This window comes from Streptomyces sp. NPDC016845 (genome assembly GCF_044332585.1).
GTDB lineage: Bacteria > Actinomycetota > Actinomycetes > Streptomycetales > Streptomycetaceae > Streptomyces.
Window position 1 is genome coordinate 194,731 of the sequence record NZ_JBIRPI010000013.1, and the last position, 11,738, is coordinate 206,468.

Annotated in this window: 10 protein-coding genes; 5 read left to right on the top strand and 5 right to left on the bottom strand. The window is 69.5% G+C overall.

The features are described 5' to 3' along the window. Positions 1–5 precede the first annotated feature (5 nt). Entirely contained in the window at positions 6–1,280 is a 1,275-nt protein-coding gene (locus ACH4RC_RS27775) for an ABC transporter substrate-binding protein (protein WP_398205764.1), read from the bottom strand. 310 nt (positions 1,281–1,590) lie between these two features. Between ACH4RC_RS27775 and yicI the strand changes: the two genes are divergently transcribed. Continuing rightward, entirely contained in the window at positions 1,591–3,825 is a 2,235-nt protein-coding gene (gene yicI, locus ACH4RC_RS27780; RefSeq protein WP_398205766.1) for an alpha-xylosidase, read from the top strand. A gap of 24 nt (positions 3,826–3,849) precedes the next feature. Here the strand turns inward: yicI and ACH4RC_RS27785 are convergent, their stop codons facing one another. Continuing rightward, positions 3,850–5,172 (bottom strand): family 43 glycosylhydrolase, encoded by a 1,323-nt coding sequence (locus tag ACH4RC_RS27785; RefSeq protein WP_398205768.1) that lies wholly within the window; start codon positions 5,170–5,172, stop codon positions 3,850–3,852. A 4-nt stretch (positions 5,173–5,176) separates the two neighbouring features. Next, the gene (locus ACH4RC_RS27790; protein WP_398205770.1) at positions 5,177–6,730 is read right to left on the bottom strand and encodes a sulfatase-like hydrolase/transferase; all 1,554 of its coding nucleotides are present in this window, start codon (positions 6,728–6,730) and stop codon (positions 5,177–5,179) included. 249 nt (positions 6,731–6,979) lie between these two features. Between ACH4RC_RS27790 and ACH4RC_RS27795 the strand changes: the two genes are divergently transcribed. From ACH4RC_RS27795 to ACH4RC_RS27810, 4 genes are read left to right on the top strand one after another with little or no spacing between them, the layout of a single operon-like run. After that, complete coding sequence (locus tag ACH4RC_RS27795; RefSeq protein ID WP_398205771.1) at positions 6,980–8,173, top strand: ROK family protein; 1,194 nt, start codon at positions 6,980–6,982, stop codon at positions 8,171–8,173. Between the two features lie 19 nt (positions 8,174–8,192). Further along, positions 8,193–9,005, top strand: coding sequence for an ABC transporter permease (locus tag ACH4RC_RS27800; RefSeq protein ID WP_398205772.1), 813 nt, complete (start codon positions 8,193–8,195; stop codon positions 9,003–9,005). Then, on the top strand, positions 9,002–9,781 hold the full coding sequence (locus tag ACH4RC_RS27805) for an ABC transporter ATP-binding protein (protein ID WP_398205774.1): 780 nt from the start codon (positions 9,002–9,004) through the stop codon (positions 9,779–9,781). Before ACH4RC_RS27800 ends, ACH4RC_RS27805 begins: the two co-directional genes overlap by 4 nt. 60 nt (positions 9,782–9,841) lie before the next feature. Beyond that, positions 9,842–10,825 (top strand): aliphatic sulfonate ABC transporter substrate-binding protein, encoded by a 984-nt coding sequence (locus ACH4RC_RS27810; RefSeq protein ID WP_398205776.1) that lies wholly within the window; start codon positions 9,842–9,844, stop codon positions 10,823–10,825. Positions 10,826–10,925: 100 nt separating this feature from the next. Here the strand turns inward: ACH4RC_RS27810 and ACH4RC_RS27815 are convergent, their stop codons facing one another. Together ACH4RC_RS27815 and ACH4RC_RS27820 are read right to left on the bottom strand one after the other, a co-directional pair. Further along, positions 10,926–11,504 (bottom strand): dihydrofolate reductase family protein, encoded by a 579-nt coding sequence (locus ACH4RC_RS27815; protein ID WP_398205777.1) that lies wholly within the window; start codon positions 11,502–11,504, stop codon positions 10,926–10,928. A gap of 97 nt (positions 11,505–11,601) precedes the next feature. Further along, a partial coding sequence (locus ACH4RC_RS27820) for a sigma factor-like helix-turn-helix DNA-binding protein (RefSeq protein WP_398205790.1) occupies positions 11,602–11,738 on the bottom strand: 137 nt, incomplete at its 5' end.

Consider the following 11,738-nt stretch of genomic DNA (forward strand, 5'->3'; position numbering starts at 1 on the left):
TCCCCTCAGTTCCCGCTCGTGGCGCGGCTCTGCGCCTTCTTCAGCGCGGCCTCGCTGGACTGCCCGGTCAGCGCCGACTGGAAGGCGCTCTGCAGCGCCAGTGACACGGACGACCAGCGCGCGCCGACCTTCGTGGTGCGGGAGCGGGCGGTGGCCACCTGGTCGGCGAGGGCGTCGAGTTCGGGCACTTCCTTGCGCCAGAGCGCGGCGGCCTTCTCGTTGGCCGGCACCATCCAGCTGTTGCGGGCGTAGGAGATCTGTTCCTTCTCGCTCGCCATACAGCTGATGATCTTCGCGGCGGTCTTCTGGCGCGCGGTGTCACCGGTCTTCGGGACGGTCAGGACGGCGCCGCCGAGCGGACCGACCGAGTCGTCGCCCGCCTTCGGCACGGGGATCTGGGCGATCTCCCAGTGCAGGCTCTTCTTGGTGTTGAGGGTCTCGACCTGCCACGGACCGTTGATCATCATGGCTGCGTTGCCCGCCATGAACTGGTCGTTGACGTCGGCCTGCGTCCAGTTCACGGTCGACTTGGACAACGAGCCGTCCTTGAGGAGGCCCTTCCAGTAGTCGAGCGCCCCGGCGACCTCGGGCGTCGCGAGGTTCGTCTCGTCGCCGCCGTTGGACCACATGAACGGGGTGAACTGGAAGACGCCGTCCTCCGCGCCGCCCGCGCTCAGCGCGATGCCGTACTGCTTGCCCTGGGTGAGCTTCTTCGCGGTCTCCCGCATCTCGTCCCAGGTGGTGGGCACATCGAGGCCCGCCTTGTCGAGGATGTCCTTGTTGTAGAACAGGGCGAGGGTGTTCACCGTGCGCGCGGCACCGTAGTACGTCCCCTTGTACGAGCCGAAGTCGACGATGCCCTCGGGAATGTCCTTCGTGGACAGGCCGAGGGAGCGCAGGTCGACCAGGCCGCCCGCCTCCGCGAAGGTCGGCATCTCCGAGGCGTCGAACTGGATGACGTCCGGGAGCGACTTCGACGACGCCATGCGCAGCGACTTCGTCATGACCTGCGCGGCGGGGACGCTCTGCTGCTCGATGCGGATGCCGAGCTGTTCGCTGCAGCGGGCGAGCGTGGCGGCGTCCCAGCCGTGGTACGAGTCGTCGGTCGAGGAGTTGAGGACGGTGTAGACGTCGTCGTCGCGCTGCGCGCCGCAGCCGGCCAGCGCCGCACCGGCGACGAGTACGGAGACAACGGTGAGCGGGGCCGCGGCTCGTCGGGCCCGGCGGCCGGGGCGACGGCGCCTGGCGCGCGGCACGTCCGGCGGGGGAACTGCTGTCACGGTGGTTGCCCTTGCGTGGGAGGGATGACCGGCCCCGGGCGGAACTCCGGTGTTCCGCCGAGGGTCCACGCACCCTGGAAAGAGGGCGCACGGCCCGGCCACCCGGCGTTTGTTTTCTGCATTGACTAATACGCCATGAGGCGTCGAAGCGCTAGACCCCGGCTTCCGATCCGTGCCCTGTCCGCATGGTTTTCGCCCTGGAAAAACAACTGTCGAAGCGCTTCGACAATTTTTCCCCACACGCCTTGATCTTTCGCCATCCGTGCGGTCGAATGCTGGTCTGAACCGCCCTCCGCCCCCAGGGAAGATCATGAAGTTCACCGACGGCTTCTGGCTGATGCGCGACGGGGTCGACGCCTCGTACGCCACCGAGGTCCGCGACGTCCGTACGGACAACGGCCGCTTCACCGCCTACGCGTCCGTCAAGCGCGTCGAGCGCCGCGGCGACACGCTCAACACCCCGCTCCTGACCACCGAGTGCTTCTCCCCCGCAGAGGGGGTGATCGGCGTCCGCACGACCCACCACGCGGGCAGACGGCACCCGGGACCCGACTTCGCCCTGCTCGGCGCGGACACCCCGACCGGGGACGTCACACGGGATGGCAACGTTGTCGCTCTGACGAGCGGCGCCTTGTCGGTGCGCCTCGACACGGCCGAGCCCTGGACACTGTCCTTCCGCGGCACCGACGGGCGCGAGGTGACCACCGCGGGCCGCAAGGGCACCGCCTTCTTCACCACCGCCGACGGCGGGCACCACATGGGCGCCCAGCTCACGCTCGGCGTCGGTGAGCAGGTCTACGGCCTCGGCGAACGCTTCACCCCGTTCGTCAAGAACGGCCAGACCGTCGACATGTGGCAGGCCGACGGCGGCACCAGCAGCGAGCAGGCGTACAAGAACGTGCCGTTCAGCCTGCACCTCTCCCCCGCCGGCGCGTACGGCGTCTTCGTGAACCACCCGGGCCGGGTCAGCTACGAGATCGGCTCCGAGGCCGTCGGCCAGATGCAGTTCAGCGTCGAGGACCAGACCCTGGAGTACTACGTCGTCGCGGGCCCGACCCCGAAGGACGTACTGCGCCGCTACACCGCGCTGACCGGCCGCCCGGCGCTCCCGCCCGCCTGGTCGTTCGGCCTGTGGCTGACCACCTCGTTCACCACGCAGTACGACGAGGAGACGGTCACGTCGTTCGTCGACGGCATGGCCGAGCGGGACATCCCGCTCAGCGTCTTCCACTTCGACTGCTTCTGGATGCGCGAGTACCAGTGGTCGGACTTCACCTGGGACCCGGACGTCTTCCCGGACCCGGAGGGCATGCTGGCCCGGCTCAAGGAGCGCGGCCTGCGGATCTCGGCCTGGATCAACCCGTACATCGCCCAGAAGTCCGCCCTCTTCGACGAGGCCGCCGCCCGCGGCTACCTGGTGAAGACGGCCGACGGCGACATCTGGCAGTGGGACCTGTGGCAGGCGGGCATGGGGCTCGTCGACTTCACCGACCCCGACGCCTGCGCCTGGTTCCAGGCCAAGCTGAAGGTCCTGCTCGACCAGGGCGTGGACTGCTTCAAGACCGACTTCGGCGAGCGCATCCCCACCGACGTGGTCTGGCACGACGGCTCCGACCCGGAGCGCATGCACAACTACTACACGCACCTGTACAACCAGGTCGTCTTCGAACTCCTGGAGAAGGAGCGCGGTGCCGGCGAGGCGGTCCTCTTCGCCCGTTCGGCGACGGCGGGCGGCCAGCAGTTCCCGGTGCACTGGGGCGGCGACTGCTTCTCCTCGTTCGGCGCCATGTCCGAGTCGCTGCGCGGCGGGCTCTCCCTCTCCCTGTCCGGCTTCGGGTTCTGGTCGCACGACATCGGCGGCTTCGAGGGCACCCCCGACCCGGCGGTCTTCAAGCGCTGGCTCGCCTTCGGCCTGCTCTCCTCGCACAGCCGTCTGCACGGCTCCAGCTCGTACCGGGTGCCGTGGGAGTTCGGCGACGAGGCGGTCGACGTGGCCCGCACCTTCACCAAGCTCAAGCACCGCCTCATGCCCTACCTCTACGGGGTCGCGGCCGACGCCCACGCGACGGGGGTGCCGCTGATGCGGCCGATGCTCCTGGAGTTCCCCGCCGACCCGACCAGCCGCGCCCTGGACCGCCAGTACATGCTCGGCCCGGACCTCCTCGTCGCCCCGGTCTTCTCGACGGACGGCTCCGTCGAGTTCTACCTGCCGGAGGGAACCTGGACGCACCTGCTCACCGGCGAACAGGTGCAGGGCCCGGCCTGGCGCCGCGAGACCCACGGCTACGACAGCCTGCCGCTGTACGTGCGCCCCGGCGCGGTGCTGCCGCTCGGCGCGGACGAGCAGCGCCCCGACGGCGACTGGACCGAGGGCCTGACGCTGCTCGTCGCCCCGGACGCGCAGGACGTGACGGTGACGGTCCCCGACCACCACGGCCGCCGGGCCGCCGCGTACCGCGTACGACGGAACGCGGACAGCGGCGACGGCGCCGTGACGGTGGAGACCTCCGAGGGAGCCCCCGCGCCCACGCTCAGGGAGCTGTGACGATCACGCCGGGGCGGTGAAGGGTCACCGTTTGACGTACAGGCGGTTCCCCTTCGGGCCGGTCCACTCCACGCGTACGACGCCGGGTACCGCCGCGTCGTCGACCCGGGAGGGATCGGCCCAGTACCCGGCGGCCGGGTTACGGAAGAAGGTCGCCCACAGCTCCCCGTCCCGGTCCTCGAAGAAGTTGTTGTGCCCGGCTCCGACGCCCGCCGTCCAGCGCTCGGAGTACGGGCCCTCGAAGCGGTCCGCCACGGCGACGATCACGTCGTACTGGTACTGGGTCCGCCCGGCGGCCCCGGCCTCGTAGGCGTAGCGGGGGCTGCCGTAGGCGTCGATCGACGTGCGGTCCCACGCGGCGTGCAGCAGGTAGTACTTGCCGCCATGTCTGAACACGTACGCACCTTCGAGGTACGGCTCGGGTGTGTACGGCTTCTGCTGGAAGAGGGGCAGGTTCGTCGCCGGTTCGATGTCCTCCATGTCCGGGCGGAACTTGGCGTACAGGTGGTTGTGCAGCACCAGCCAGGCGTCCTTGCCCTCGGTGTAGATGCTGCCGTCGATGTGGAAGTACGCGCCCGGCTTGATCCACGACGGTCCGCCGATGAAGGACTCGCCGAAGGGCTTGTCGTAGTTGCCCTCGATGAGGCGGTACGGGCCCTCGACGCCGCCCTCGCTCACGAGCACGAACGAGCCGACCTTTACGGAGTGGTCGCCCATGCACGCCACGAGGTACCACTTGCCGCGGAAGTAGTGCAGCTCGGGCGCCCACGCGTTGCCGCGCTTGCCGAACTGGCCGTCGTCGTACCAGTACTCCTGCCACGGGGCGACGACCGTGCGGCCGGGCCGGTTCTCCCCGACGAACTCGGGCGACCACACCTTTCCGCGCTCGGCGTCCGGCCGGATCTTCGTGGTGTCGGCCAGCTTCCACGGGCCGTGCAGGGAACGGGCCGTCCACACGAAGATGCCGTCGTTCCAGGGGCCGGCGGCGGTGAGGCCGGGCACACGGGTGGTGCCGGTGGCGACGTAGAGGGGGCGGCCGTCGACCTCGAAGCAGTTGACATACGTGTCCCGCATCCAGACCCGGCCCAGCTCCTCGTCGCGCGGGCGCAGTTCGAGCGGGAGGACGAAGGAGTTGTCGTCGCGCGGCCACAGCTCCTCGCGGGCGTCCGCGCGGCCGTACGGTTCCTGGGCGGGCCAGTTCTCCGGGTAGCGCCGCTTGGCCGCTTCAGGGGCGCCGGGTTGTGCCTGGGCCGTGCCCGTGGACAGGGCCACCGCGCCCACGGAACCCGCCACGCCTGCCATGAGCGCGCGTCGGCCGAGGGGAAGTGCGTCACCGGGTGAGGTCATCTCGTCAGTTCTCCTTGGTAGTACAGCTCGACTTGGTTGTGTCGCTGGACTTGCTCGTGTCGCTCGACTTGCTTGTGTCGCGCGACTTGCTTGTGTCGCTCGACTTGCTCGTCTCGAACGCGGAGAGCGTCGTGTCGTAGTCCGTCTCCACGTCGTACATGGGTGTCATCCAGTGGTAGAAGTTGTCGCCGCGCGCGCGGAGCAGGTCGTACAGGCGCCGCGTCAACTCGGTGCGGACGGCGAGCATTTCGGGGTGGTCGTAGCGGTTGTGCAGTTCGTCGGGGTCGGCGTCGAGGTCGTACAGCTCGTTGCGGGACTCCGGGTTGATCACCAGCTTGTGGCGTCTGGTGCGCAGCATCCGCTGCGGGTAGGGGAAGTGGTGGCCGTGGAACTCGGCGAGGTGGTGCTCGTCCCATTCGGGGTGTTCGCCGCGTGCGAGGGGCAGCAGGCTGCGGCTGTCCACCGCCGGGGCGGTCTCGCTTCCCGCAAGGTCCAGAATGGTGGCGGTGCAGTCGGTGAGCGAGACGAACTCGTCGCGCACCTGCCCCTGCGGGGCGCCGGGGACCTTGAGGAGGCCGGGGATGCGGTAGATGTCCTCGTACATCGCCGGGCCCTTGTCGTGCAGGCGGTGGGCGCCGGTGAACTCGCCGTGGTCGGCGGTGAAGAAGACCGCCGTCCGCTCGTCGAGGCCCAACTCCTCCACGGCGTCGAGGATGCGGCCGATCTGCTCGTCGACGAGGGTGACGTAGCCCCAGTAGACGGCGATCAGCTTGCGGGACTCCTCCAGGGACATGGTGTCGAAGGCCCACAGCTTGCTGTAGTTCTCCTGGACGGGCGGTTTCGCCGCGAAGGTCTCGCTCATGGAGGCGGGCAGTTCGACCAGCGCCGGGTCGTACATGTCGTAGTACGCCTCGGGGAGGATGTACGGCAGGTGCGGGCCGAAGAAGTGGGTGGCCAGGAAGAACGGTGGGCCCCCTCCCCCGTCCTCCTGGGCCGCGAAGCGGTGCAGCATCTCGATCGTGCGGGTCGCCAGGTAGTACTCGAAGGTCGCTTCGACCGGCTGGTGGAGACGGGCGGCGAGGAGATTTCCCGGGCTGCCGTTGGGGGTCGTGCCGCGCACCGGGTCGGTGATGCGGTACGGCGGCAGGCCGTTCTCGTCCAGGTGGGCGAGGTAGTCGGGGTGGTCGACGGGGTTGTGCCAGCCGGCCAGGTCCGGGCCCTCGAAGCCGTAGTCGGCGGCGGTGCGCCGGACGCCGCCGTGCCACTTGCCGAGCAGGCCCAGGTTGTAGCCCTCCGAGCGCAGTTGCTCGGAGAAGGTGAACTGGCCGTCGGAGAGGTCCTCCAGATAGCCCACGTTGCGCTCGTAGTTGGCGAGCAGTTTGTGGCGGAACGGGGCCGCGCCGGTGAGCAGGCTGGCGCGGGCCGGGGTGCAGATCGCGGTGGGTGTGTAGAAGCTGTCGAAACGTGTGCCCTGGGCCGCGAGCCGGTCGAGATGCGGGGTCCGTGTGTGGGGGTTGCCGTACGCGCCCAAGGTGTCGACGCGGTGCTGATCGGTCATCAGGAAAAGCATGTTGTGGCGCACGGGGGCCTTTCGGGTCAGTCGGTCCGGGCATGCTCCGGCGCCGCGATGATTTAAGTCAAGAGTGCGTACATAAATCGAGCGGAACCGGCCGCAGGGGCGGACGTCGGGCGCTCACCCACCGTACGGGGCCGCAGGTCAACTCGGTGAGGGCCAACGGCCACTTGTGACATCGCGTTCATATGAACAATTTGTTTCGAGTCATTGACGAAAATAGGTCCCGCTCACATGCTGTCCTCCATGCACGAACACGACGGCCCGCTGACACGTCTGCGACGCGGCCACGAGCAAGCGGTCCTGGAGCTGCTGCGCAGGCACGGACCGCTGAGCCGCGCCGAGTTGGGCACCCGCAGCGGCCTGTCCCGGACCACGCTGCACGACATCGTCGCCGGGCTGACCGGCAGCGGCTCGGTCGTCGCGGGCACACCGCAGGCCGAGGTGCGCAAGCGCGGGCGGCCGGTGGAGAAGCTCAGCCTCAACCCCGCCGCCGGTGCGGCGGTGGGCATCGACTTCGCGCGCCGCGCCGTGCACGTCGCGGCGGTCAACTTCGCCCACGAAGTGATCGGTTCGGCGAGCGAGGCACACGCGGCGGACCTGTCCTGGCCCGAGCGGATCGACATCGCGGACCGGCTGCTCGCCACATCGGGCGCCGTCCACCTCGACGCGCTCTCCGCGATCGGCGTCGGCGTGGTCGGGCCGCTCACCGACCCGGGCAGCGAGAACGCCCGCTCCCAGGGCATCGACGGCCTGCCCGACCTGCTGCGCAAGCGGTTCGGCGTGCCGGTCGTCCTCGACAACAACACCCGGCTCGCGGCGCTCGCCGAAGCGGTGTGGGGCGCGGCGAAGGACAGCAGCGACGTGCTCTACCTGCGTCTGTCGCACGGCGTCGGCGGCGGCCTCGTCGTGGGCGGCGCCCTGCACCGCGGCCGCTACGGTCTGTCCGGGGAGTTCGGACACATCACCGTCGATCCGGCCGGGCGGCCGTGCGACTGCGGCGGCACCGGCTGTCTGGAGACGCGGGCGTCACTGGACGCGGTCCTCTTCCGGTATCGCGAGGCCGGGGGCCGGGCCGACGATCTCGCCGAATTCCTGGCCGCCGCCGCGTCCGGTGAACGGTGCGCGCTCGACGTGCTCACACGTGTGGGCCACGACATCGGCGGCGTCCTTGCCGCGGTGTGCCACGCCGTCGGCCCGGGTGTCATCGTCGTCGGCGGCGAACTGGCGGAGGCCGGACCCGCCCTCCTGGAACCCGTCCAGCGCGCCCTGCGCGAGCGGCTGATGCCGCTGGCCCGCCGCCATGTGGACGTGCGGCGCGCGACGCTCGGCGACACCGGCAGCGCGCTGGGCGGCATCGCCCTCGTCCTCCACGAATCCCCCCTGCTCTCCCACTACCCGCGGCCCGCATCCGAGGAGAACGCGTGAAGTCACCGGCGAGGTACCCATGGCTGTGATCGCTCCGGTCGACAAGACCGCCACCGACGCACGAAGGCGGCAGCCGCGCCGCTCCCGGCGCAGGCCCCTGGTGCTCAACGTCGTCGCGGTGGCGGCGGGCATCGCCGTGTGGGGCGTCGTGGCCGCCCTGGGCTGGGTCGAGAACCTGCCCGCGCCGGCGGCGGTCGCGGAGAAGGCCGGCGACATGATCGCCGACGGCACTCTCGTGTCCGACACGCTCGCCAGCCTGCGCCGGGTCCTGTTCGGCTACGCGCTCGGCGTGGTCGTCGCCGTGCCGGTCGGCTTCCTCATGGGCTGGTACCCGACCGTGCGCGCCCTGGTCGAGCCGTACATCCAGTTCTTCCGCACGATCCCGCCGCTCGCGCTCATCCCGCTCGCGGTCGTGCTCCTCGGCATCGGCGAGGTGCCGAAGATCGCGGTGATCTTCCTGGCGTCGTTCATGGCGTGCGTCCTCTCCTCCTTCCAGGGCGTCATCGACGTCGACAGGACGCTCATCAACGCGGCCCGGGTGCTCGGCGCCTCGGACCGCACCATCTTCGCCAAGGTCGTCGTCCCGGCCTCCACCCCGTTCATCCTCGTCGGCATGCGGATCGGCCTCGGCGCGTCCTGGGCCACGGTGGTCGCCGCCGAACTCATCGGCGCGCAGGAGGGCCTCGGCTACCGCATGCAGAAGGCGTCCACCTGGTTCGAAATGGACACGATCTTCGTGTCCCTGATCACGATCGGCATCCTCGGGCTCGTCATGGACCGGCTGTTGCTGCTGGCCGAGCGACGCCTCACCGGCTGGCAGGAGCGACGATGAACAGCAAGATCAGCTTCCGGGACGTGGTGAAGACCTTCCCGCTCAAGGGCGCGACGTTCACCGCGCTCGACGGGGTGCGCCTGGACATCGCGGACCAGGAGTTCGTCACCGTCGTCGGCCCCTCGGGCTGCGGCAAGTCGACGCTGATGAGCATGGCCGCCGGGCTCCAGGAACCCGACTCGGGCACCGTCCTGGTCGACGGCACACCGGTGACCGGGCCGGGCCCCGACCGCGGCGTCATCTTCCAGCAGTACGCCCTCTTCCCCTGGCTCACCGTCCGGCAGAACGTGGAGTTCGGGCTCAAGCTCGCCTCGCTTCCCGCCGGCGAACGGCGCCGCCGGGCCGAGCAGGCCATCGCGCTCGTCGGCCTCGGCGAGTTCGCCGACGCGCTGCCCAAGACGCTGTCCGGAGGCATGAAACAGCGCTGCGCCATCGCCCGCGCGTACGCCGTCGACCCCCAGGTCCTCCTGATGGACGAGCCGTTCGGGGCGCTCGACGCGTTGACCCGCGTACAGCTCCAGGACCAGCTCCTCGCCACCTGGAGCCAGGAGAAGCGCACCGTCCTCTTCATCACCCACGACGTGGACGAGGCCGTCTACCTCGCCAGCCGCGTCGTCGTCATGGCCGCGAGGCCCGGCCGGATCCACCGGGTCATCGACGTGGACCTGCCCTATCCCCGTACCGAGGAGATCCGGCTCTCGCCCGAGTTCCGGCGCATCCGCAACGAGGTGTGGACGTCCGTGTACCACCAGGAAGCACCGCCCAGCGCCGCCTGACACGCCCCGCCCTCCCCTCACTTCCCGAGTTCGCGCACCACCCCGAGAGGACACTCCCGCATGCCCAGAAGCACGGCCCGCCGCGCCCTCGTCGCGCTGCCCGTCGCGTTCGCGCTCTCGCTCACCCTCGGCGCCTGCTCCGGCGACGCCTCCGGGGACGACGCCACGGTCCGGTTCGGCTACATCGGCGACTACAACGGAGCCAGCCTCCTGGCCATCGCCGAGAAGCAGGGCCTGTGGAAGAAGGCGGGCCTGACCGCCGAGGTGACGACGTTCAACAACGGCCCCGTGCAGATCCAGGCACTCAGCGCGGGCGACCTCGACTACGGCTACATCGGCCCCGGCGCCATGTGGCTGCCCGCCTCCGGCAAGTCGAAGGTCATCGCCATCGACACCCTGACCTACGCGGACCGGGTGATCGGCCAGCCCGGCATCAAGTCGATGAAGGACCTGAAGGGCAAGCGCGTCGGCGTGCCCGAGGGCACCTCGGGCGACATGGTCCTCAACATCGCCCTGGCGGAGGCCGGAATGACGACGAAGGACATCGACAAGGTCAACATGGACCCGTCCACCATCGTCTCCGCCTTCTCCTCCGGGAAGATCGACGGCGCGGGCTTCTTCTACCCCGCCATCGACACCATCAAGAAGAAGGTCCCGGGCCTGACGGAGATAGCCGACACCAAGGAGACCGGGGACTCCTTCCCCACCGCGTTCGTCGCGGGCAACAAAGTGCCCGAGTCGAAGAACAGCAAGGTCATCAAGGTGTTGCAGCAGGCCAACGACTGGCGCGCACAGCATCCTGACGAGACCATCACGCTGACCGCCAGGATGCTGGAGGTCACCGAGGCGCAGACCAAGGCCGACGCCTCGCACGTCCAGACCCTCTCCACCGAGGAACTGGCCGACAAGACCAGGAGCGGTGAGGTGGACGAGTGGCTGAAGAAGCTGGGTGACTTCTTCGTCCGCAACAAGCAGCTCGACAAGAACCCCGACCCCGCCGACTACTACACGGGCGACCTCTACACGAAGGCGTACGACAAGTAGAACCGGTCACTCCGCTGTACGGCTACGGCTACGGCTACGGCTACGGCTACGGCTACGGCTACGGCTACGGCTACGGCTACGGCTACGGCTACGGCTACGGCTACGGGTGCAGGGTCGGCCGGTAGACCAGCTCCTGGATGTCGCGGTCCAGGGTGCGGCGCTCGATCAGTTCGAGGTCGAAGTCGGCCGCTCCCTGGAAGACGGGTTCGAGGCCGGTCCGCCCGGTGATCACCGGGAAGAGGGTCACCTGGACCCGGTCGACGAGCCCTGCGGCCATCAGCGCCCGGTTGAGCGAGAGGCTGCCGTGGGAGCGCAGCGGGACCTCGGACTTCTCCTTGAGCCGGCCGATGACGTCCACGGCGTCGCCGCGTGCGACGGTGGCGTCCGGCCAGTCGGGCGCCGCGTCGAGGGTGCTCGACACGATGGTCGCGGGCAGGTCCCGCATACGTGTGACCCAGGGGTCGCGGACGTCGGAGTCCTCGGTGCTCGCGGCGAGCATCTGCGTGAACAGCCGGTACGTGCGCGCCCCGAAGACCATGCGCTGGTCCTCCTCGTACAGGCCGAGGCGGTGTTCGAGCAGCTCGGGGCCTTGTTTGCCCCAGTATCCCGTCCAGTTCCCGCCGGCGGCGGCGAAGCCGTCGAGGCTGGCGAAGACGTCGTACGTGTAGGTGACGGTCATGGTGCTCTCCTCGGGTGCGGCGGCGGCACTGTCGGAGATGCAGACCGGCCCGCACGGCGGGATTCATCGCCGTACGGGCCGCGCGTTCACAAGCCGGTCACTCGGCCGCGAGCAGGCCCTCGCGGAGCTTCTTCACGACGCGGGAGATCAGCCGGGAGACGTGCATCTGCGAGCAGCCGAGCTCCTCGCCGATCTCCTGCTGGGTGCGCTCGTCGACGAAGCGGAGGTGGATCA